We start from the raw sequence: 21316 nt of genomic DNA, 5'->3' as shown, positions 1-21316 counted from the left end.
GGCGAAAAGCCAAGGGCCCGGAGCTTGCTCTATATAAAAGGGGCTGGTGAATTATTTCACAGCCCCCTTTTTTCACTTTACTCATGTATCCTGAATTACTACGGCAAAACAGAAGGCTTTTGCCCAAGAATATATTTAATCCTTTCAGACTGGCCCGAAGTATCTGCTTTTAAGTCGAGAGACTTGCCATTAAGTTGTTGATAATTAACAGCGACGCTATTACCAGACGATGTAGTTTTAATCACTTCCACCGATTCAATATCCGAAGGGATCTTCGCGCCAAACCAATGATCGTCATCCTGTTGCTTCCAGGTTACTAATGTAAATACTTCGTTAGTTCCAACTGTTTTGTTTCCATCAATTGCCGATTTCAAAGCCTGGTCATTCCCGTAAAGTGTTGAGGCTGTTCCTTTGGTCTTATTAACAAATGAAGTGATTACCTTCAAACCATCGAGGTTATATTTCGGGGATGATGGCAGCGCGGCTTTGGTATTGTATAATTCAACCGGTTTGTTATCGGAGCAGGCCGCAAACATTAAGCTGCATACAGCAAATAAACTATATAATGCTTTCATGGGGTTAGTGTTTAATTGGTTGGGTAAATACAAAATCTTCGGCAGCCATCGGTTTGTGGCAATTCGTACATTCTGTGGTAAACATGACATTTGCACCGCCGTACGGCACCATTTTCGGGGTCTTAAACCTCGCCCATCCCCAGCCAAAGGTAGATGCATATTTTTTATCGTCTTTTATCATGTACTCCACCTGCTTAAACTCGCCGGTATGGGTGGTCCCGTCTTTATCCTGTAGTTGTGCCCAGGCCACTTTGGCAAATATGGCGCCGTTTGGCCAGGGGTGGATCTTGTTTTCTTTGATTGCTTTCACGGCAATATCATTACCGAAGATTACACGCAGGGTATTATTATCAAATCGTTCAGTTGTACTGATAGGCTGCCAGTTTTTATAATCGGGGATATAAGAGATGCCGTTGGCTGCTGTTGGCAATTTGCTTATTGCTGTTTTGTTTTTTTGCCAATGCTGATATTGCCTGTCGGCGGCATTGATAACCGCCGTATCGGCAGGCTTGCTGTGCACCATTGAAGCAAGATAGTTCTTCAAAACAGCAAGATCGGCTGCAGATACTTTTGCGCCGGTATGAACAGCGGTATAACCCGGCAAAGGCATTGCTCCGGCTATTATCTGATTTACCGACTCCCAGAGTTTGCCTTTCTGATCGGCCGGCGCGAGCCTATTCCATTCGGAAAAATTAAGGTCGGCCCTGCCCTGTTTGATATGGGATGCCACCCCCCAGTAAATAGGAACTATTTTATCGTACCAGCGTAAATTGGTATTGTTTGAATGGCAATCATAACAGGCACGTTGAATAACAGCCTTAACATCTGCCGGGGCTTCCAGGTCGCCCGTTACCGGCGGGTTAGGAACATCCGGGCGCATAAACTGGATGCACAAAAAGCCTGCAAATAAAATCAGGATGATAAGGAACGCTTTTCGTCGATACAAGGGTTTTCTGTTGGTTTTCATAGCCATTCGTTTGCAATGCAAAGAAAACGACAATCCTTTATAATAAATGTAACAATTAGTTGGGCGAGTGCAAATAATCGTTAAATAAGGAAAAAAGGAAGTTGAGACTACAAAACATGTCATTTTGATGCTTCACCTCCTGATATTTCAGCTTCGCCCTGCTATATGAGTATCACCAATAAATATTAAATTAGCTTTACCTGATGGATAAAACCGAAAAACGCATTTGTTTGTATAGCTCGCTGCTCGTCGGACTCATGATGAATTCGGGCAAACTGCTGGCCCTGCGCGAAAACGGCATCATAGCCCGCTACTGGCATTTCAACCTGGGCGAATGGAGCTTCCAGCTTCTGTATAACATCGTTTTCTGTTTTTTGATGTTTTATTTGAATTTAAAGGAAGGTGGTACGCTTTCTGTATTCCGCAATCAAAAAAAGCATGTGATGTATGTGCTGGCCAATATTATTATTGCGGTGCCATCCATTGTCGTCGGGGTCATTTTACAACGCGTTTTATTTGTTTATCAAAGTGTTCCGGGCGGCCTTGCACTTGGGTATTTTACCCGCTTTGCCCTAAGCATCATACTGATTAGCATCGTTATAAAAATAATTTTATTGCTGCGCGAAGCAAGGATGAGGGAAACAGAAAACCAACTATTAAAAAACGCGCGGATGCAGGCCGAACTTGAACTGCTTAAAGAACAAATGAACCCGCATTTCCTGTTCAATTCATTAAGTAGCTTATCGGGAGTAATTGGCGAAAACCCGGCATTAGCACAGCAATATGTAAAAGAATTATCCGCCGTTTTTCGTTATGCGCTTATTAAGGGAAAAACAAACCTCGTAACGCTGCAGGATGAGTTGACAATGCTCCGCTCATTTGCACAGCTTATAACCCTGCGTTTGGAAGATGCCTTTAAGCTTGATATCAATGTTGATAGCGCCCGGCTCAATAATGAACTCCCTCACCTCTCCTTGCAACCCCTGCTTGAAAACGCCGTAAAACATAATGCGGCAACCATTACAAAACCACTAACAGTTAGCATTTATATGGAGGGTGATCTGCTCGTTATCAGTAATAATTTACAAGAGGTCTCCTCGCCCGAAAACAGTAACGGCATAGGGCTGGCCAACCTGAACGAACGTTTCAGGATCATGACAGGCCGGGAGATAGAGATCATAAAAACGGCCGGCCGGTTTATTGTTAAATTGCCCTTGAAAGTATGAGACCCCTACGTGTAGTTATAGTTGAAGATGAAGCGGCAACAGCCCGCAACCTCGCCCGTTTATTAACTGCAATAGATGATAAAATAGCTATAGCTGCCACGCTCCCATCAGTAGCAGAAAGTGTGACCTGGTTCAGTGATCAGGCAAATAGTTATGACCTCATATTTATGGATATCCGCCTGGCCGACGGCATATCTTTCGATATTTTTAAGCAGGTGGCTATTACCAAACCTGTAATTTTTGTTACTGCTTATAATGACTATGCGCTTCCTGCTTTTAAAAACAACGGCATCGATTATATCCTAAAGCCATTTGATGAGCAGGAAATAGCCCGCGCATTGCAAAAACATAATGATTTCTTTGCATCGAACCGGGATGAAGCTCCTGCTTTGGCAGTTGAAGCAATGCTTCAGCAGATTAGCCTTCTTACTCGTTCCTACAAAAAATCGTTCCTCATCCATTTTCGTGAAAAACTGATCCCGGTTGAAGCTATTAAAATAGCCTGGTTTTATACCACTAACGAAATTGTTTATGCGCATACTTCAGATGCCCGTCAATACATTATGGAGTTCACCATGGAACAGTTGGAACTGCAGCTTGATCCGCAGCAGTTTTTCCGCGCCAACCGCCAATTTATTCTTAATCGCGATGCTATAACCGAGGTAGATTTCTATTTCAACGGCCGATTATCTATCAAAGTAAAGCCGGAACCGGCCGAAAGCATACTTATCAGCAAGGCCCGCGTTCCCGAATTTAAAAGCTGGATGAACCGCTAAGCACTTCGCCCCCTGCTTTTGCAGCTTCACCTGGATTTGCCCTGCCCTCCCCCATTTTTCCTTCCACTTTTGTAATGCCGACGCGGGTAGATATGTGTCGGCGGATATCAAAATAGTCAAGTCACTGTTTACGTGTCTCACACAAACTTTAAAACATTAAAAAATGAAACATCAAATTGGCCCATACCGAATTTACATCCTGCTGTTTCTGTTGATACTGGTTACAATCGAAATTATCTGGAGCTGGAAAAAAGACCGGGGCGCTTACGAGGTTAAAGAAACGTTTGCCAACCTGGCTGTATTTGCCGGCTTCCAGTTTTCCAAATATCTTTTTGCCGGTTACCAGTTAGCTGTATTAGGGTTTTTCGCCGGCCTTTCACCTCTAAAAATGCCGCATAACGTTTGGATATTTTCATTAACCTTCATCACAGTCGACTTTATTTATTATTGGTTCCACCGCATCTCGCATGTTTGGAAACCGCTTTGGGCATTTCATCTTATACACCACTCGGCTATGCACATGAACTTAACGGCAGCTTACCGGCTCAACTGGTTTTCGGCAATTATCAGTCCGCTGTTTTTCATACCTGCTGCATTGCTGGGCTTACCTACCGATTTCATCGTGATCTCCTACGTGCTGAACCTGGCCTATCAGTTCTTTTTACATACCGAAGCTGTAGGCACGCTCGGCATTATTGAGCGGGTAATGGATACGCCTTCATCGCACCGGGTACATCATGGGAGTAATCCAATCTATATCGATAAAAACTTTGGGGGAGTATTTATCATCTGGGACAGGTTGTTTAACACTTATCAACCCGAAACCGAACCTGTAAAGTACGGCTTAACGACCGGTTTTTTGAGCTATAACCCATTTAAACTGGTTTTGCAGGGTTTTGTCATTTGGTTTAAACCAGCAAGTTCATCCGCGGTAAAAGAAAGTTCAACGCTGCCTTTGGAAGCTTCACCCCAAAAGTAAAAACCCGTTACCGACCCAATAGTCATACCTGTAAAAATCAAATTTAAATCATTGAAATCATGAAAAAGATCATTTTAATCCTTTGCCTCGCTGTCGCAGGCATCACCAATGCAAATGCTCAAACGGTAATTGTAATGCGCCCGGTACGCCGGGTGGTGGTAACACCGGCACATACAGTTATTGTTAGACCCGTAAGGCGTGTTGTTGTTGCCCGCCCGGTTGTTGTAACCCGCCGCCGGGTGGTGGTGGTACACCATTAAATCAGTATAAAATCAAATCATAAACCATACAAAAAAACAACGTTATGAAAACCTCTTTAAAAGCAAGAAAAATATTATTTAGCCTGGCAGTAACTGCCGGCCTGGCCGTGATCATATCATCATGTAAAAAGGATAACGCATCAACCACAGAAAATACAACGGTCACCGAGGCCGATGCAGCCGAGCTGACTACAAATGCCATTGTGCCATCAAGCGGTGGCTTTGCGGTACAGGTAAACAGCTCAGTAACCGTTTATAAAACCGTAAAGCTAAGCTGCGGCATTGCAAAAGACTCATCTATTACCAAATCAAGTGCAACAGGAGTAAGCCCATCATATAATTATACGTTGAGCTGGAATTACCTGCTCAACTGTTCGGGCGTTGTTCCTAACGATCTTACCTTCAACTTTACCGGCAGCAGCAAATATGACGGGCCACGTATGTCATCAGAGGATAGCTGTTCCGGAGGTTTTGTATTAACAGGACTGGCCCCAACGGCACCTGCTTACGTGCTTAATACTACCTATACCCGTGATGGCAGCCAGGTATCGAAGATCGGCCGCAATTATTCTTTCAGCAGCAAATTAATTATTAAATCGTCAGATATCACGGTTGATAAAACCAGTCTCAAAATTTTATCCGGAACAGCAACGGTTACCATTAGCGGCGCTTCATCATCAGGCAAAAGCTTTAACTTTAATGGTACTATTACGTTTAATGGCAATAACAAAGCAACACTGTTATTAAACAGCGGTGCATCCTACAACATTCAATGGTAAACAATATGAAAAAGCTCTTCAGTTTAATAACGGTTTTAACCTTCACACTTTTTATTGGATCTGTCTTTGCGCAAACCGGTGCCGATCTGAAAAATAAAACACCCGAACAGCGTGCACAATTTCAAACCGAGATGATGACGACTAAGCTCGAGCTTAGTCCCGATCAAACCTCCAAAGTGCAGGCCATCAATTTAAAATACGCACAAAAAATGGATCCGATCATTAAAAGCGATGCCGGGCGGTTCTCTAAATTTAAGCAGGCGAAAGCATTGTTAAAGGAAAAGGATACCGAACTGAAAGGCGTGTTCACCGCTGACCAGTTTAAACAGTACCAGGACTTTGAAGCAGAGATGCGGGATAAGATGAAGGAGAAAAAAGAGGCAAAACAGTAAGGTTTAAAAGGCAGGACGCAATTTTTTCCTAACGCACCTTAAAAATCATCCAAAAATGAAAACGAGACTTTTCCTACTTCTAACGCTTATCAGCCTTTGCGCTATCCCGGCCAGTGCTCAATACAATTTTACCAAAGTTGATAACTGGCTAAATGACCACGCATCCGAAATGGGTGGCCGGGTGGTGCTTGTTGTTTATAAAGATGGCAGGGTGGTTTACAATCACGCAGTTAATGATATGAACATGAGGCAAAAATTTGTTGGCCGCATGATAGCCCGCAAACAAGGCAAAAAGGCTGATCTGGATGATTATACGTCTACCTCAAAGGTGGCTATTGCCAGCTGCAGCAAATGGCTTAGTGCCGCTTTAGTGATGACCTTTGTTGATGAGGGAAAGCTAAAATTGACCGATACAGCCGGCAAATACTTGCCTGTACTATCGCAACATGGCAAGGGGGGCATCACCATTGGTCAATGCCTGTCGCACCAAACCGGGATCAAGACGCCGCCATTAAAAGAAAGTTTAGAAGATATGCGCCAGGACAACTCGATGGATGATGCAATAGCCGATATAGCAGCCTTACCGATGGAAGGTACACCCGGCAAGGTTTTTCACTACAGCAATGCCGGCTTGCAAATTGCCGGGGCTATCATCGAAAAAATCAGCGGCAAAAATTTTGAAACCTTATTTGCCGAACGTATTGCCAGGCCGCTTAATATGCAGCATACTGATTTTGGAAATGCCAAAGTAGCCCTGCCCGCGGGCGGGGCCTACAGTACTACCGAGGATTACCTGAGCTTTTTAACCATGATCATGAACCGGGGCGTTTTTAACGGAAAGCGTGTCCTGAGCGAAAATAGTATAGCCCGGATGCAGGAAAACAGGATTACCGCCGACGTTAAGATCGCCTATTCACCTGCCGAGGCCGGAGGTTTAGGTTACGGTTACGGCGAGTGGGTGTTTGATGCCCATACCGTAAGCAGTCCGGGGTTGTTCGGGAGCTTTCCGTGGATAGACAAGGATAAAAAGTACGCCGCCTTTATGATGACTTTTTATATTAAAAGCGATGGCAGGCAACAGCGTTATCGCGAACTGAAACAACTGGTGGATGAAGCAGTAAAATAGTAGTTTTGCAGCCATGAAGCTGTATATAAAAAACATGGTTTGCAGCCGCTGCAAAATAATGGTGAAAACCGAGCTGGAAAAAGCCGGGCTGCAGCCTGTTTCTGTTGATCTTGGTGAGGTAGAGATTAAAGAAGGCCCTAACCCGGCTCAGCTCAAACAATTGGAGACATCGTTAAATGCACTTGGGTTTGAACTCATCGATGATCAAAAGAGCCGTATTATTGAACAGATCAAAACCCTCATCATTGAGCATGTGCACTACGCCGAAACACAATCGCCCTTGAAGCTTTCGGCGTTGCTTACTTCAAAACTTAATTATGATTATGGGTACCTGAGCAACCTTTTTTCGGCTGTAGAAGGTACAACCATCGAAAAATACTACATAGCCCAGCGTATTGAAAAAGTGAAGGAGCTCCTGGTTTATAATGAACTTAGTCTTTCCGAAATCGCATTTCAATTAAGCTATAGCAGCGTTGCCTACCTATCCAGCCAGTTTAAACAGATAACCGGGATGACACCATCTGCCTTTAAAGCCCTTCAGGGTAGTAAACGCACAAACCTGGAAGATATATAAAGCACGAATTTTATTCTGCAATGGTTTGTATAACCCGATCAAATTGTGCCCGGCTTTGCTGAGTGATTTAAATCCGGGGCCTCTGAAGGTTAGATGACAAAGAGCACCTGTCAGTCTGAACCTGTCGAAGACTCGTGCGCAGAGGCCTGCCCGCCATACTTCGACGGGCTACCCATGACAAGATAAAAAATGTGGTTTTTCACAGCAGATCAGCTTCGGGTGAAAACGAGTAGAACGATGCTGGGCGGTGCGGCTGCAGGGGCATGGCAAGTTTTTGCAGAAGCGGAGGCATTGCGTGCGAATCGGGGCAAAATAATTGCAGCCCGTGGTTCTGTTCGTTTTGCAGGGTGAAGGCCGCGCCGATGGCTATGGGGCCAGATTGTGCGCAAAGAAGCCTCTCTGCTGCAAGCCTTTTTGGTTACTTTTGTGGCGACAAAAGTAATTGGCCCCGCGCGGCCAGGAGCGCGACGATGTAAGTCAAATACCAATGAAGCCCGTTACCAGCCTGTCGGGGGTTGCTTCATTCCTTACAGCAATGACGTGACGCAGATGTCATTTTACCTTCAGAGGCCACCGGATTTAAATCACTCAGTATGACACCCATTTTTTTTTCGTTGTAATGGGTAGCACTCGTGCTAACCTGTAAATCTTATAAATCATACCCATAATACCGTAATGCCTTCCCTGCCGGCTCATGGTAATTTTGTATCAGCAAATACAAATTATCATGACACATACATATAATATCACCGGCATGACCTGCAGCGGTTGCCTGGCTAAAGTGCAAGGCCTGTTACAGCAGGTTCCCAACATCGAAAAAGTTGAGATCTCATTAGCCGAAGGTACTGCCGACATCACGATGAAAAAGCACGTATCAACAGGCGACCTTCAACAAGCTCTTGCCGCTTATCCTAAATACCAGCTTAGCGAAGCAGAGGCACATCATCACCATATGAGTACGACAGATGCTGCTGAAAACCGCACCTGGCTGCAAACCTACAAGCCGATCCTGCTCATTTTTGGTTATATTTTAGCAGCAGCAATAATTGCCGGAAGCCATACAGGCGGATTTAACATCTTTACGGTCATGCGCGTTTTCATGAGCGGCTTTTTCCTGGTATTTTCCTTTTTTAAACTGCTGGATCTCGCGGGCTTTGCCGATAGCTATGCCATGTATGATGTGGTGGCCAAACGCTGGCGCGGATGGGGTTACGTGTATGTTTTTGTTGAACTGGGCTTAGGTCTTGCCTTTGCGCTTAATATTGCGCCGGTAACGGTTAACGCCATTATGGTTGCGTTAATGAGCATAAGCCTGATTGGTGTGCTGCAAAGTGTTTTCAGCAAAAGGCAGATCCGTTGTGCATGTCTTGGCGCGGTATTTAATTTGCCCATGAGCACAGTTACCATTATTGAAGATGGATTGATGATTGTAATGGGTTTAGTGATGCTGGGGTTAATGTAAGAGACCTTCAACAGGGTGTCATTTCGATTGAGCGGAAGAGGCATGAGCACCGGGGCGAAAGAGAAATCTTATACGCTGTGAAAGTTCGCTATAAAAGTTTGCAAGCAGGGTGTATAGGATTTCTCCTCTCTCCCATTACAATTCCCCGTCTGTTCGTCGAAATGACAACTTTAATAAGAAATTATTAAGCTCCTACATCCTAAACCGCAAGGCAACCGAGCGTCCCAAAGCTTGCGCAAATTCGGGGTCAATTACCGGGCCTTCGCCTTTTTGTACCCATACACGGCGGGCGTCTTTTTGAAGGATTATTTTCTCGCCATTTAACAGGATCTCAAGTTCGCTGGTGGTTGGGGTAATTGGCGAGGTATTAATTTGATACACATGGTCGGTATCGTTAAAAGTTATTCTTAGTGGCAATCCCATCTTTATCTTCTCTACGGTAAACATACGTATCCCATGTTACAAAAGCAACAACAGGGTGGCTGACAACCCTAAATTCTAATTTAACAGGCTAATTTACAGATCATTATTTTACACAATTAATCAGGCCGCCAGCAGTAACTGAACCTTATGGATCAGGCTGTTCATGCCAAATGGCTTGTGCAAAACATCATCCGGCGCCCCTTTTTGCGGTTCCTGTGCTTCGGTTTCTTCGTTTTCTGAACAAACAATTACACGGAGATTTTCAGTGGCCCGGTTCAATTTAATGAGCCGGCACAGCTCGCGGCCATCCATGCTTTTATTAACAATATCCAGAATCACCAGGTCGGGGTGGCATGCTTTTATCGTTCTAAAAATTTCATGGGCATGGGTTGATGAGGCCACTTCGTAACCTTTGCCCAGCAAGATGTAGGTCATTACCTCTATCATCAGCTCGTTATCATCAACTATCAAAATTCGTTTTGCCATAAACCCTGCCCTGCTTTCTGTACTAATATTATGCAAACCGCATGCCACTGATTAACTTACAGTTAACTACTTGCCGTCCAGTCCGGGGGCCATTCCTGATAGAGCCCTGTTTTGTAATGATATTTTGACAATTATAGCCTTAATGTTTAAACACAATTGATCTGTTTTATTACATTTGGCCTATAGGAAATAGATTTAGCGAGCGAAAATGGACAATATCAATATCAAAAAACTGGCAAAGGAACTCAATATCTCCACATCAACCATCTCGAGGGCCTTTAATGGAAACACTGATATTAATAAAGACACTAAAGAGCGGATTTTAGCCTACGCCAAACAACATAACTATTTGCCCAACCATTATGCCAGTAACCTCCGCGATAAAAAGACCAACACCCTGGCTGTTATTGTTCCCGAAATAGCTAATGACTTTTTTTCGCAGGCTATCAATGGCATTGAAGAGGTTGCCCGTAAAAAAGGGTTCTACATTTTACTTTACCGCACCGACGACGTTTTTGAAAAGGAAGTATCGTTTGTAAATTACCTTAACAATGGCAAAGCCGATGGCATTATCATGTCGGTATCCGGCGAAGCCAGCGACCACAACTATCTGCGTCAACTGGAAAAAAAACATGTGCCTGTTGTTTTTTTCGACCGCGTTTACGAGGATATTGAGGCCGCCAAAGTAACTACTAACGACTATGACGCCAGTTTTGCAGCAACCGAACACCTTATTAAAACCGGGTGCAAAAAGATAGCTTACCTGGTGGTTAACAAAAGTATTTCGATAGGTAAGGTGCGAATGCAGGGCTATATGGATGCATTAGCTAAGCACAAGATCGTGTTTGATGATACCCTTGTTATTGATTGCAGCAACGATGAAAAGGAAAATTATAAGATTTTGAAAAAGGCCTTACAGGTAATCAAGCCTGATGGTATTTTCAGTTCGGTTGAACGTTTGGCCTTTGCCACCTACTACGTTTGTAATGACCTTGGCATTTCGATACCTAACGATCTGAAAGTGATTAGCTTTTCAAGCCTCAGGGTAGCCCCGCTCCTTTCCCCCCCTCTTTCAACCATAACGCAACCCGCTTACGAAATGGGCGTAAAGGCTGCAACTTTATTGTTCGATGTGCTGGAAAACAACGGCCTGGCCCCTAAAAAGCAACATGTATTGAAATCAAAACTGTTTATCAGGAAGTCTTCGTCGGGTTCATAGATCATGGTTCGTAGGTCATGATTAATGGAAAGAAGACCCGATTGGGTTCAAAGATCATGATTGCTAAGCAGTCATGTCGATCACTAATTTACTCCACCCTTTATTCCCCGCGTTTTTGATCTCTTTTTTACGCTGCTCCATTACTTTTTTAATGCGCGAGCTGTAAGCCCAACAGGTGCTTTGGCGGATGGAAAGAATTTCGGAAAGTTTATGTGACGAGATCTTACCCTTGGTTGAATACATCAGGAAGATCATATAAAAAGCTTTATTGATAGGGATCCGGGTGTTTTGCAATATGGTGTAAGCTATTACCGACTCTTCATAACCACATTTTGAACACCGGCGGCTGTAAGGCAGATGCCCGCTGCCGTAATGCGTATTGCTGCATTTGCGGCAGGCGTAACCATGCTCCCATTTCAGATCGGACAGGAATTTGAAGCAGGTTTCCCTGTCGGGATAAATACGGCTAAACTCTTCAAAGTCAACTTCGGTGAGCATTACCCTATCGTGTGTTACTTTTTCAATATCATTATGCAGGATAATGTTGTCTTTTTCGAGGAGCACATTCATGCGCGAGATCTCTTCGGCCTGTTGTTGCAGCAGCTCATTAACTGATTTTAGCTCCTCATTTTGTTCCGCTATCATTGATGACTTTTCAACCAGCTCGCGGGTGCGTTCCTGCACCTGGGCTTCAAGGCTGCGGTTCAGGATATCTTTCAGCTCTTCGTTTTGCTTCATCTGGGCTATAATATCCTGCTGGGCAACATCCTTTTCCTTTTTAAGGATCCGCACTTTATCTCCTATAGCAAAAGAGATGAACAGCATCTCCATAATAAAACAAATACTAAGGCTGTAGTAATCAAACTCGGTAACGGGCAGCCACCAAATATTTAGTGCTATACAGCTTTTAATCACAAAGCCGGTAAGTAAAAACGTATATCCGATAACAAAGAACCGCGCCGGTTTGTACCCTTTTATCAATACATAACAGCCCGCATAAAAAGAAATGCACAGCGGCAAAAACTCGATAATCTTGTAGTTAAACCAGGCCATATTAATGGCAATGCAAGCCAGGAAATAAATGCACCTGAAAATGATCACCCACTTGATCACTTTATTTAATCGCGGGGCATTAACTTTTAAATTGAGCAGCTTTTGGGCAAAAAGGATTGCAAAAATACTGGCCGAAAACAGGGCGATACCATACGCGTAATTGTTCCAGCCCGGATAGTTTGGCCAGATGTACTGGTAAGCTATGCCATCGGCACACATTTCATAAAGGCCAATACTTAAGTTATAAATGATGTAATACAAGTACTGTACCTGGCGCATGGCTATGAACATCATGAAATTGTACAGGCCAAAAACCAGGATCATACCGTAAAAAACACCAAAGAAAAAATATTCGTCGAGCGCGTAACCAATAAAGCGGCTTACCGTACGCAATACCATGATCACATTAACCGAATGCCCCGAACGGATGCGGATATAATAAACATCATCGGGCCCCTGGCTGCTGTTGATATTAAAGCTAAAGTTTTTGTGTTTGTAAAAGCGCGCGGCAAAAGGACGGCTACTGCCAAGCGACGTTGCCCTGTAAGTATTTTTAACGGGCGAATAAACGGTAATACTGTCGATAGTTTGATCAAAAAACTCCAGGATCCAGTTGTTGCTGGTGGCATTGGCCTTGCCAATTTTTATGCGGTACCAGTAAGCCGAATTGTTGTGATGGGTAACCGGGGTAGGTTCATGGTTAACTGCGAATTTGCCTGCTAAGTAAGCATCGCGAGTATCATCGAGGCCGAGTTTTCCGGTTGTGTCCTCAAAATAAACTATCTGCTTATATTCAAAAATGTGCTGGTTTACTTTGTCGTTTATTTGAACCGTGGTTTGAGCTATGCCTGTTGAAAAGCATAAGCAAAACAATATAATACCGATAAAAGATCTCAGTAAAAGTTTAAACATAGGCTTGGGAAATGGATGTATTCCGCACCTGTAATGGTGGTTTCACTACAGGCGCGAAAAAAATGGTTGTTTGGTTAGCGTCAGGCCGGATACAATTATAATATTTTTATTTTTCTATTCCTATTAAAAGTACATTAAACAGTTATTTAAAATGTTAATTTTTAGCTATTTGTTGTTAATATCCGGGATTTACTATGCATAAATAGTGATAAGCCCATTTACTAAAGTGTTCGAAGCGGTTTTTCCATCTATTTCATATTAAAGGGCTACGCCTAAAAAACAACAATGGCATTTCTCTTCAGGCGTATCTTTAAAGCCGGTGCGCACGGCGCCTGACCGTTTTATCATTGTTAAAATTTGATTTATCAGATAACTTAACATGACTAATATATGAACCGCTATTGGTTATAACAAGCGTATATTTGTAGTGTTAGGGCATTAAAATATCGCTTCTTAAAAATCACGATGTGCTTCATTACCAAAACGAAAACTGTTGCCTGCAAGCTAAAAACTATAAAACAGATGCAAAGCGAACATTACAATGCCGGGCTTAAAAAAAGCATTCTTTTTTTATTCGCCCTGCTATTTACAGCAAGCTTAACCGTAAACGCCCAAAATATCCGGGTGGCGGCCGCTGCTAACCTGCAGCCGGTAATGGCGGTTTTACAAAAAGATTTTAAGCAAAAAACAGGAATTACTATTGATGTCGTTATCGGTTCATCGGGTAAGCTGGTAGCTCAGATCAGCAACGGCGCGCCGTTTGATGTGTTTTTATCGGCAGATATGACTTTTCCCGAAATGCTGTTTAAAAATGGTTTTGCAAAGGAAAAACCGGTAGTGTATGCCTCGGGCAGCCTGATCATTTGCAGTACGCAAAACATTGGTTTTGAAAACTGGGAACGCCTGCTGCTTTCGGCAAGGATAAAAAAAATCGCCATAGCAAACCCGGCTATAGCGCCTTATGGTAGAGCCGCCGAGCAATCGCTCAGGGATAAGGGGATTTTGGATGATGCCAAATCGAAGGCCGTTTATGGAGAAAGCATATCGCAGGTAAATACTTACATTACCACAGGCGTGGCCGATATCGGTTTCACTACCCAATCGCTGGTAAAGGAACTGAGAAATAAAACACCGCTGTTTTATATGGTCGTCGATCCCAAAACCTACGACCCCATACTGCAGGGCATCGTGATCCTGAAACACGGAGCGGTTAATCCTGCGGCCGGAAAATTTTACCGGTACATTTTAAGCCCGGCGGCTAAAAGTATTTTTAAAGCGTATGGTTATAGGGTACAATAATTTGTATTTTTATCGATGGACCTATCGCCCATATGGCTCACATTAAAATTAGCAGGCATCACCACGCTTTTGCTACTGCTTATCGGGCTGCCATTTGCCTGGTGGCTTTCAAGGGGGCGATCTTTTATCAAGATCATTGCCGAAGCAATTATTACTATGCCTTTGGTATTGCCGCCATCGGTACTGGGCTTTTATCTGCTGCTGGCTTTTAGTCCGCAGCATGGTTTAGGGAAATGGCTGCATGATACTTTTGATGTACAACTGGTTTTTTCCTTTCCGGGGCTGATCCTGGCTTCGGTAATTTATAGTATGCCTTTTATGGTGGGGCCGGTAAAATCTGCTCTGCAGCAATTGCCGGTTTCATTAGCCGAAGCGTCATACACATTGGGAAAAACCGAATGGCAAACGTTCAGGTATGTACTGCTGCCCAACATCAAACCATCATTATTAACCGCCGCGGTTTTAACCTTTGCCCATACGCTGGGCGAGTTTGGTGTTGTGCTGATGATTGGCGGCAATATCCCCGGTGTTACCCGTGTAGCTTCTATTGCGGTATATGATTCGGTAGAGAAGATGGACTATGCCTCGGCCAATAATTATTCGTTGATTTTATTCTCCATTACGTTCATTTTGGTGATAGCTGTTTTTATATTCAATAAATACCAGGCGAAAGGCCCCATAGCATGATCAGCATTGATATTGAAATAAAACTGAAAGCCTATCATGGCGGACAATTGCTGAAAATAAACCGGCAATTTAATACAGGAAGTATCATAAAAATTTTAGGGCCGTCCGGTTCAGGAAAAACCACTTTATTAAAAATGATAGCCGGATTGGGGACACCTGAAAATGGGGTGATCATGGCTAATGGTGTTACCTGGTTTGATTCGAGGGAAAAAATCAACCTGTCTCCTCAAAAAAGAAATGTTGGTTTTGTGTTTCAAAACTATGGCCTGTTTCCGAACATGACCGCAAAACAACACCTGGAATATGCCACAAATGATACAGATTGGATAAAGCAGTTATTGTCGTTAGGTCAATTGGATAAGTTTACTAATCACAAACCAGATCATCTTTCAGGAGGACAGCAACAACGACTGGCCATTTTGAGGGCCCTGGCTATTAAACCTAAATTGCTTTTAATGGATGAGCCATTTTCGGCACTGGATAATAAAGTAAAAACAAGCCTGATAGCTGAGCTTAGATATTTAATTAAGCAAATGGGTATCACTACTATTATTGTAAGTCATAATTTGCAGGAGTTGGAAATGTTTGAGGGCGAGGTGATGGATTTTGAGGGATTGGTTTGATATATCAGATTAAATTGTTCTGATCATCCAGGTATTGCTTGTGCTGATTTTATTCAGATTATACTACAGGATCCTGTAACAAATTCTATTTCAAACCATCCTATGAGTTATAAGGGATACCCCTTTTTACTTAAACCGTATCTACTATGCAATCTCGTAAAAAAAACATTTTTATAGCAATTGGATTCCTTTTGATCATTGTCATATTCAAGAATACGACGTTTAGTTATAATAAGACCGAAGGAAGCTACAGTGTTATGGCTAATTGGCCGGAGGGATTTAGAAAAGATTCGGCAATATCAGCAAAAGGGAGCAAAGGCGATTTATCCGTAATTGTGTTATTTAAAAAGGATACACTTTATAAAGAAATTAATAAAGCAGCACCCATTATCATCAACGTCAATTCGTTAGAAACGGGACCCTTATGGGTACCTTTTTATAAATCAATTGATTATACCGCCGTAGGTAATCTGAATGATATACAATCTAAAGCTCCGGTGCAGCTTACTACCATGGGGCATGTTTCTTTAACCGGGAATTATTCAAGCAAACAAGCAATAGCGATGATTAATAAAGCTGTGGCCGAAAGTTTTGTGAATGAAATAAAGAATCATTTTTATCCCGCTCAATAATTACCAAAAGGAGCTTTATGTCATGGAATAATTCCGCCGCCGCTTAGCTCCAGCCGGGTGGTAACGTTTAAATCTTGATTACTTACTACTCTTATCTCCGTCAGATATCGACTTAATGAGGCTACCCCATGCCAACGGGTTTAACAGCGGATTGGGTGTAAGCGAGTGCGAATTCAGGATGCTGGTGTGCATAGCCTGCGCATTGGCCGATTGTATTTCCTGGGCATCGCGGGGCAAAGTGTTATACAAGGCCGATAGGGTTGCTTTGCTGATGTTTTTGCGGGCAATCTCCAAATCGTCATCAGCAAGTTTTATAGCCAGGAAATCTTTTTTAAACTCATCTGTAGTTGCCCATGGAAACACGTGAAATGTAGGCAGGTTGATGATCTGAGCTTTCAGGGATACCTGGGTAGTATAACTTTCATTTGGCAGATTGGACGGGATAACCACGGTAACCGGGGCATAGCCAACGCAGGTGAAGCGAAGGGTATCGCGCTCATGTACAACAAATGAAAAGTATCCCTTATAGTTTGATACGTTAATAATATTATGTGCCGAAGTATTGGTAATGGTTACATAAGGGATAGTGATCTTTACGCTATCGGCATTATGTGTAATACCGGTAAATTGCACAACGGGGCGATCTTTGCTTTGTGCAAAAGCGCCCATTGAAACAAATAACAGCAGTAAACCAAATAAATATTTCATAAAACCATTAACTACTTAGCTCAACATATATTACGCTGCGAGGGTCAAAATAGTTTTTAAACTTCATCAAAAATAAGTCATATCCCCCAATTGAACCGGGGATTTAACAAATCTTAACAACTACCTTAAATTTTCGGGAAGCACGGCATTGGGGTCATCAATGTCCGTTAGGTTTATGGCCTCAATGGCGGTAATTTCGGGCACAGCTTTTTTAATAGCCTGCTCAATACCTGCTTTAAGGGTCATGATACTCATTGGGCATGATCCGCATGAACCCAACAGCTTTAATTTAACGACATTTTCAGGAGTTATCTCCTCAACAGAAACATTCCCCCCATCAGCCTCCAAATACGGACGGATAGTATCTAAAGCTGCTTCAACCTGATTTAATAAACTCATTTTTATTAATTTATAACGTTATGTAAAGTTATTAATTATTTACAATATTTTCTGCACTCAATGCTTTGGCATTTGATATGGCCACCTGCTGGGCAACACGCTCGGCCATTTTCACAAAAGCAGCGGTCATTGGGCCGTCTTCTTCAAGCACCGTTGGCTTACCGGCATCGCCCGAATCACTGATGCCTTTAATCAGCGGGATTTCGCCCAGGAACGGAACATCAAGCTGTGCCGCCAGTTTTTGTCCACCGCCTTTACCAAATATGTAATACTTGTTTTCGGGCAGTTCGGCAGGTGTAAAGTATGACATGTTTTCAACCACCCCCAGTATAGGCACATTAATAGCCGGCATCATAAACATACCAATACCTTTTTTAGCATCGGCCAGGGCTACATTTTGCGGCGTGGTAACAATTACAGCGCCCGTTACCGGGAAGCTTTGCGTTACCGTGATGTGAATATCGCCTGTACCCGGCGGCAGGTCGATCACCAGGTAATCCAGCTCGCCCCAGTCGGCATCATTGAACAGTTGTTTTACAGCGGTAGATACCATTGGCCCACGCCATGGCACCGGCTGATTAGGATCGGTAAAGAAACCGATAGACAGTAATTTGATGCCGTATTTTTCAATCGGCTCAATTCGGGTTTTGCCATCAACCTGGCTGGCCATTGGGCGGGCACCCTCCAGGCCAAACATAATGGGTACCGATGGACCGTAAATATCGGCATCGATCATTCCCACCTTTGCGCCAGATTTCGCCAGACCCAAAGCAAGGTTTGCCGCAACCGTTGATTTACCAACACCACCCTTGCCCGAAGCTACGGCAATGATATTTTTTACACCCGGAACCCCGGTATTTTTTTGAGTAGTTACACGCGAGGTCATGTTGATATTGATAACGGCCTCTTTGCTTACAAAATGCAGGATAGCATTACGGCAGGCATTCTCAATCATGGCTTTAAGCGGGCAGGCCGGCGTAGTCAATATCACCGAGAAGCTAACGTTGTTGCCATCAATATGAATATCCTGGATCATGTTAAGCGTTACCAGGTCTTTTTTCAGATCCGGTTCTTCAACGTTGCCCAGTGCCTGTAAAACTTGTTCTTTAGTAATTGTCATAATATGAGGCAAATTTATGAAAACAGGTGGTTGATTAAGTTTATCAGGAAACAATTTGCAAAAACAACCGTTTGCAGGGGATAAGATTTAGTTTAGTTTTGGATAAAATTAACAAATGAAGCGCCTTAATCCTAAATATATACGCATAGCCGCATACATTCTCGTTCCCTTAATTCTTATTCTGCTTATCGGCGGATATGTTGCCTACTCAAAACGTGGAGCCCTGCTCGAAAAAGCCATTGACAAAGCTAAATTAAAAGCAAAGAGGGATTATAATTTAGATGTAAAAATAGGATCGGCTAAGTTTACCGGCCTCAGCACCGTTTCATTCTCGGATATCAGCATCGTACCGGATGGCCGCGATAGCTTACTGAACATCAAAAATTTTGTGGTAAGTGTACGGATAATGCCGCTGGTGCTTGGTGAGGTAAAACTATCAGATGTGGTATTGCAGGATGGCTTCATTAGCCTTGTTAATAAAAACGGGGTCAAGAATTTCGATTTTCTTTTCAAAAAGAAAAAGGACTCAACAGCCACCGATACCAAAGCCGATTTGAGCCATCTTGCCGATAACCTGATCAACCAGCTGCTTTATAAGATCCCGGATAACTTATCGCTCCATAATTTCAGGATCAGTTTTAAGAGCGACAGCGATCAACTTAAACTTTTAGCGCAAACAGCACTGATCAAAGACGGGCAACTGAGCTCAACCATAAAGGTTAATGACGGGGAAGCCACCTGGCATTTCGCCGGCAAAATGCACCCTTCGGATAAGGATATCGACGTAATGCTTTATGCCGATGGCAAAAAAGTAGAGCTGCCTATCATTGAAAAGAAATTTAACCTGAAGCTTAATTTTGATACACTGCAAACAAAACTAACCGAGGAAGACCACAGCAGCGGTGAAACCAGGATCTCGGGTTCATGGTCGGTTAAAAACCTGCTTATTCGCCATCCGGGCATTTCATCTACTGATATTGTGTTGCCGGCGGCTGCTATTGATGCCGATGTTAAAGTAGGCACTAATTACATATCCATCGATAGTACTTCGCTTATCCATATTAAAAAATTAACGGCGCACCCATACATTAAGTATACGCTTAACCCGGTAAAAATTTATGAGCTGAAGCTCAATACCGGCTGGCTTAATGCGGCCGATATTTTCGATTCGTTTCCTACGGGGATGTTTGACGCCCTTGACGGCATCCAGGTTGCGGGCAAGCTGAATTATCACATGAATTTTTACATGGATTCATCAAAACCCGATGATTTGATATTTGATTCGGGCATGGATAAAGATAACTTCCGGATCCTGAAATTTGGACGCACCGATTTAACCAAGCTTAACAGCCCCTTTGTATATACACCGTATGAAAAGGGCAAACCAATGGCCCCACACCTGATAGGCCCCGAAAACCCGGAGTTTACGCCGCTGCAGCAAATCTCACCTAATTTGAGAAACGCGGTAATGACGGCCGAAGATCCATCTTTTTACACCAATCATGGCTTTGTAATGGAGGCCATCCGTAAATCAATAGCTACCGATTTTAAAACAAAAAAATACAAACGCGGCGGCAGCGGCATATCGCAGCAGTTGGTTAAAAACGCCTACCTGAGCCGGGAGAAAACCCTGTCGCGCAAAATAGAGGAGATCCTGATTGTATGGCTTATTGAAAATAACCGCATCATGACCAAAGACAGGATGCTGGAAGTTTACTTTAACATTATTGAATGGGGCCGTAATATTTACGGTATTGGCGAGGCTTCGCATTATTACTTTGGCAAATCGCCGTCTGAGCTTAGTTTGGGAGAAAGTATTTACCTGGCCAGCATTGTCCCCTACCCTAAAGGCGGTTTATACGCCTTTCAGCCTGACGGTACCTTACGACCGGGACTGCATGGATACTTTAACCTGATTGGTAAACTGATGGCGATGAAGGGATATACCGCCCGGGATACCAATGCTTATGGATTTTACGAAGTGCGGTTAAGGGAAGGTCTGCGCCGGCAGATTGCCCCTGTTGATACTGCTACTGCTGATAGCCTTATGAAACAAGGCGGAGCAGATGACGATGGTATTTTGCCAGTTGTTGAAGAGCCTGTAAAAAGGCCTAACTTTTTCCAGCGCCTTTTTGGTAAAAAAGATACCACCGAAGAAAAGGCCGAGGAAAAATTGAAACAAAAAGAACAAACGATAAAAGAGCAGATCAAAGCCCAGATAGAAGCACTTAAAGCTGAATATAAACTCAAGATTGACGCTGTTGATACCACCGGCGGCCGGACACGAAAAGACGTACGGCAGGAAAAACGGCGGCTGAAGGATGAAGAACGGGAAAAGGAAAAAGAATTGAAAGATAAGATGCCGTAGGAGACAGTAAACAAGATGTCATTGCGCAGCGCGGCAATCGCACGGAAGCATATTCGTCCTGTATCGTATGCGATTGCCGCGTTGAGCTACCCATAACATAATTAAAAAATGGGTAGCCCGTCGAAGCATGGTGGGTAGGCCTCTGCGCGCGAGTCTTCGACAAGCTCAGACTGACAGCCCCTCTTTTGTCATTTCACCTTCAGAGTCCATGGATTAATCACTCAGAATGCCAATCCCTCCACACCTGGTACCGTACTAAAAAAGTTTACAG

General features: G+C 43.4%; 23 protein-coding genes. 15 read left to right on the top strand and 8 right to left on the bottom strand.

Translation table 11 applies throughout. From position 1 onward, the window contains the following. Window positions 1-98: 98 nt before the first annotated feature. Complete coding sequence (locus BLS28_RS26560; RefSeq protein ID WP_091174897.1) at window positions 99-575, bottom strand: hypothetical protein; 477 nt, start codon at window positions 573-575, stop codon at window positions 99-101. Between the two features lie 4 nt (window positions 576-579). Beyond that, window positions 580-1542 (bottom strand): heme-binding domain-containing protein, encoded by a 963-nt coding sequence (locus BLS28_RS26555; protein WP_091174958.1) that lies wholly within the window; start codon window positions 1540-1542, stop codon window positions 580-582. 203 nt (window positions 1543-1745) lie between these two features. Between BLS28_RS26555 and BLS28_RS26550 the strand changes: the two genes are divergently transcribed. The 9 genes from BLS28_RS26550 to BLS28_RS26510 all read left to right on the top strand — a co-directional run bounded on the left by BLS28_RS26550 (window position 1746) and on the right by BLS28_RS26510 (window position 9116). Next, window positions 1746-2768, top strand: coding sequence for a sensor histidine kinase (locus tag BLS28_RS26550; RefSeq protein ID WP_091174895.1), 1023 nt, complete (start codon window positions 1746-1748; stop codon window positions 2766-2768). After that, window positions 2765-3544 (top strand): LytR/AlgR family response regulator transcription factor, encoded by a 780-nt coding sequence (locus BLS28_RS26545; protein WP_091174892.1) that lies wholly within the window; start codon window positions 2765-2767, stop codon window positions 3542-3544. Before BLS28_RS26550 ends, BLS28_RS26545 begins: the two co-directional genes overlap by 4 nt. 163 nt (window positions 3545-3707) lie before the next feature. Further along, complete coding sequence (locus BLS28_RS26540; protein ID WP_091174889.1) at window positions 3708-4523, top strand: sterol desaturase family protein; 816 nt, start codon at window positions 3708-3710, stop codon at window positions 4521-4523. A gap of 59 nt (window positions 4524-4582) precedes the next feature. Next, window positions 4583-4783: a hypothetical protein gene (locus BLS28_RS26535; RefSeq protein WP_091174887.1), complete on the top strand. Its 201-nt coding sequence runs from the start codon at window positions 4583-4585 to the stop codon at window positions 4781-4783. A 44-nt stretch (window positions 4784-4827) separates the two neighbouring features. Further along, window positions 4828-5562, top strand: coding sequence for a hypothetical protein (locus BLS28_RS26530; protein ID WP_091174885.1), 735 nt, complete (start codon window positions 4828-4830; stop codon window positions 5560-5562). A gap of 5 nt (window positions 5563-5567) precedes the next feature. Continuing rightward, a complete protein-coding gene (locus BLS28_RS26525) occupies window positions 5568-5954 on the top strand; it encodes a DUF4890 domain-containing protein (RefSeq protein ID WP_143020883.1) in 387 nt (128 codons plus the stop codon). Between the two features lie 55 nt (window positions 5955-6009). Then, window positions 6010-7080 (top strand): serine hydrolase domain-containing protein, encoded by a 1071-nt coding sequence (locus BLS28_RS26520; protein WP_091174879.1) that lies wholly within the window; start codon window positions 6010-6012, stop codon window positions 7078-7080. A gap of 13 nt (window positions 7081-7093) precedes the next feature. After that, window positions 7094-7654: a helix-turn-helix domain-containing protein gene (locus BLS28_RS26515; protein ID WP_091174877.1), complete on the top strand. Its 561-nt coding sequence runs from the start codon at window positions 7094-7096 to the stop codon at window positions 7652-7654. A 727-nt stretch (window positions 7655-8381) separates the two neighbouring features. Further along, a complete protein-coding gene (locus BLS28_RS26510; RefSeq protein WP_091174874.1) occupies window positions 8382-9116 on the top strand; it encodes a heavy metal translocating P-type ATPase in 735 nt (244 codons plus the stop codon). Between the two features lie 192 nt (window positions 9117-9308). Here the strand turns inward: BLS28_RS26510 and BLS28_RS26505 are convergent, their stop codons facing one another. Continuing rightward, window positions 9309-9563 (bottom strand): hypothetical protein, encoded by a 255-nt coding sequence (locus BLS28_RS26505; RefSeq protein ID WP_223266306.1) that lies wholly within the window; start codon window positions 9561-9563, stop codon window positions 9309-9311. A gap of 96 nt (window positions 9564-9659) precedes the next feature. Beyond that, entirely contained in the window at window positions 9660-10025 is a 366-nt protein-coding gene (locus BLS28_RS26500; protein WP_091174872.1) for a response regulator, read from the bottom strand. Window positions 10026-10233: 208 nt separating this feature from the next. Here BLS28_RS26500 and BLS28_RS26495 point away from each other — a divergent pair, with 208 nt between their 5' ends. Continuing rightward, the gene (locus BLS28_RS26495) at window positions 10234-11244 is read left to right on the top strand and encodes a LacI family DNA-binding transcriptional regulator (RefSeq protein ID WP_091174870.1); all 1011 of its coding nucleotides are present in this window, start codon (window positions 10234-10236) and stop codon (window positions 11242-11244) included. Between the two features lie 63 nt (window positions 11245-11307). Here BLS28_RS26495 and BLS28_RS26490 read toward each other — a convergent pair whose 3' ends face one another. After that, window positions 11308-13209 (bottom strand): 7TM diverse intracellular signaling domain-containing protein, encoded by a 1902-nt coding sequence (locus BLS28_RS26490; protein WP_091174867.1) that lies wholly within the window; start codon window positions 13207-13209, stop codon window positions 11308-11310. Window positions 13210-13731: 522 nt separating this feature from the next. Here BLS28_RS26490 and modA point away from each other — a divergent pair. The 4 genes from modA (at window position 13732) to BLS28_RS26470 (ending at window position 16450) form a co-directional block, all read left to right on the top strand. After that, window positions 13732-14508 (top strand): molybdate ABC transporter substrate-binding protein, encoded by a 777-nt coding sequence (modA, locus tag BLS28_RS26485; protein WP_091174955.1) that lies wholly within the window; start codon window positions 13732-13734, stop codon window positions 14506-14508. Window positions 14509-14523: 15 nt separating this feature from the next. Beyond that, the gene (modB, locus tag BLS28_RS26480; protein ID WP_091174864.1) at window positions 14524-15195 is read left to right on the top strand and encodes a molybdate ABC transporter permease subunit; all 672 of its coding nucleotides are present in this window, start codon (window positions 14524-14526) and stop codon (window positions 15193-15195) included. Further along, on the top strand, window positions 15192-15818 hold the full coding sequence (locus tag BLS28_RS26475; protein WP_091174862.1) for a sulfate/molybdate ABC transporter ATP-binding protein: 627 nt from the start codon (window positions 15192-15194) through the stop codon (window positions 15816-15818). The genes modB and BLS28_RS26475 overlap by 4 nt, the downstream gene beginning before the upstream one ends. 146 nt (window positions 15819-15964) lie before the next feature. After that, on the top strand, window positions 15965-16450 hold the full coding sequence (locus tag BLS28_RS26470) for a hypothetical protein (RefSeq protein ID WP_091174859.1): 486 nt from the start codon (window positions 15965-15967) through the stop codon (window positions 16448-16450). Window positions 16451-16528: 78 nt separating this feature from the next. Here BLS28_RS26470 and BLS28_RS26465 read toward each other — a convergent pair whose 3' ends face one another. From BLS28_RS26465 to BLS28_RS26455, 3 genes are all read right to left on the bottom strand, one after another. Next, window positions 16529-17158: a hypothetical protein gene (locus BLS28_RS26465; protein ID WP_091174856.1), complete on the bottom strand. Its 630-nt coding sequence runs from the start codon at window positions 17156-17158 to the stop codon at window positions 16529-16531. A gap of 120 nt (window positions 17159-17278) precedes the next feature. After that, complete coding sequence (locus BLS28_RS26460; protein WP_090532767.1) at window positions 17279-17557, bottom strand: NifU family protein; 279 nt, start codon at window positions 17555-17557, stop codon at window positions 17279-17281. 31 nt (window positions 17558-17588) lie between these two features. Further along, complete coding sequence (locus tag BLS28_RS26455) at window positions 17589-18677, bottom strand: Mrp/NBP35 family ATP-binding protein (protein WP_090532765.1); 1089 nt, start codon at window positions 18675-18677, stop codon at window positions 17589-17591. A 115-nt stretch (window positions 18678-18792) separates the two neighbouring features. On the opposite strand from BLS28_RS26455, the gene BLS28_RS26450 reads away from it, so the two are divergent. Then, window positions 18793-21045, top strand: a complete 2253-nt coding sequence (locus tag BLS28_RS26450; protein WP_091174852.1) for a transglycosylase domain-containing protein — start codon at window positions 18793-18795, stop codon at window positions 21043-21045. The last annotated feature ends 271 nt before the right edge of the window (window positions 21046-21316 follow it).

The sequence above is a fragment of the Mucilaginibacter gossypii genome, assembly GCF_900100945.1.
In the GTDB taxonomy this organism is placed as follows: domain Bacteria; phylum Bacteroidota; class Bacteroidia; order Sphingobacteriales; family Sphingobacteriaceae; genus Mucilaginibacter; species Mucilaginibacter gossypii.
The sequence above is the reverse complement of the archived record's forward strand: the minus strand, read 5'-3'. Positions and strand labels throughout refer to the sequence as shown.

Bases quoted from the DNA above. Each gene is read 5' to 3' on its own strand.
- BLS28_RS26475 (WP_091174862.1), top strand. From the start codon at position 15,192: ATGATCAGCATTGATATTGAAATAAAACTGAAAGCCTATCATGGCGGA.
- modB (WP_091174864.1), top strand. From the start codon at position 14,524: ATGGACCTATCGCCCATATGGCTCACATTAAAATTAGCAGGCATCACC.
- BLS28_RS26555 (WP_091174958.1), bottom strand. From the start codon at position 1,542: ATGAAAACCAACAGAAAACCCTTGTATCGACGAAAAGCGTTCCTTATC.
- BLS28_RS26530 (WP_091174885.1), top strand. From the start codon at position 4,828: ATGAAAACCTCTTTAAAAGCAAGAAAAATATTATTTAGCCTGGCAGTA.
- BLS28_RS26515 (WP_091174877.1), top strand. From the start codon at position 7,094: ATGAAGCTGTATATAAAAAACATGGTTTGCAGCCGCTGCAAAATAATG.
- BLS28_RS26510 (WP_091174874.1), top strand. From the start codon at position 8,382: ATGACACATACATATAATATCACCGGCATGACCTGCAGCGGTTGCCTG.
- BLS28_RS26550 (WP_091174895.1), top strand. From the start codon at position 1,746: ATGGATAAAACCGAAAAACGCATTTGTTTGTATAGCTCGCTGCTCGTC.
- BLS28_RS26535 (WP_091174887.1), top strand. From the start codon at position 4,583: ATGAAAAAGATCATTTTAATCCTTTGCCTCGCTGTCGCAGGCATCACC.
- BLS28_RS26470 (WP_091174859.1), top strand. From the start codon at position 15,965: ATGCAATCTCGTAAAAAAAACATTTTTATAGCAATTGGATTCCTTTTG.
- BLS28_RS26545 (WP_091174892.1), top strand. From the start codon at position 2,765: ATGAGACCCCTACGTGTAGTTATAGTTGAAGATGAAGCGGCAACAGCC.
- BLS28_RS26490 (WP_091174867.1), bottom strand. From the start codon at position 13,209: ATGTTTAAACTTTTACTGAGATCTTTTATCGGTATTATATTGTTTTGC.
- BLS28_RS26560 (WP_091174897.1), bottom strand. From the start codon at position 575: ATGAAAGCATTATATAGTTTATTTGCTGTATGCAGCTTAATGTTTGCG.
- BLS28_RS26540 (WP_091174889.1), top strand. From the start codon at position 3,708: ATGAAACATCAAATTGGCCCATACCGAATTTACATCCTGCTGTTTCTG.
- BLS28_RS26455 (WP_090532765.1), bottom strand. From the start codon at position 18,677: ATGACAATTACTAAAGAACAAGTTTTACAGGCACTGGGCAACGTTGAA.
- BLS28_RS26450 (WP_091174852.1), top strand. From the start codon at position 18,793: ATGAAGCGCCTTAATCCTAAATATATACGCATAGCCGCATACATTCTC.
- BLS28_RS26460 (WP_090532767.1), bottom strand. From the start codon at position 17,557: ATGAGTTTATTAAATCAGGTTGAAGCAGCTTTAGATACTATCCGTCCG.
- BLS28_RS26505 (WP_223266306.1), bottom strand. From the start codon at position 9,563: ATGTTTACCGTAGAGAAGATAAAGATGGGATTGCCACTAAGAATAACT.
- BLS28_RS26525 (WP_143020883.1), top strand. From the start codon at position 5,568: ATGAAAAAGCTCTTCAGTTTAATAACGGTTTTAACCTTCACACTTTTT.
- BLS28_RS26520 (WP_091174879.1), top strand. From the start codon at position 6,010: ATGAAAACGAGACTTTTCCTACTTCTAACGCTTATCAGCCTTTGCGCT.
- BLS28_RS26495 (WP_091174870.1), top strand. From the start codon at position 10,234: ATGGACAATATCAATATCAAAAAACTGGCAAAGGAACTCAATATCTCC.
- modA (WP_091174955.1), top strand. From the start codon at position 13,732: ATGCAAAGCGAACATTACAATGCCGGGCTTAAAAAAAGCATTCTTTTT.
- BLS28_RS26465 (WP_091174856.1), bottom strand. From the start codon at position 17,158: ATGAAATATTTATTTGGTTTACTGCTGTTATTTGTTTCAATGGGCGCT.
- BLS28_RS26500 (WP_091174872.1), bottom strand. From the start codon at position 10,025: ATGGCAAAACGAATTTTGATAGTTGATGATAACGAGCTGATGATAGAG.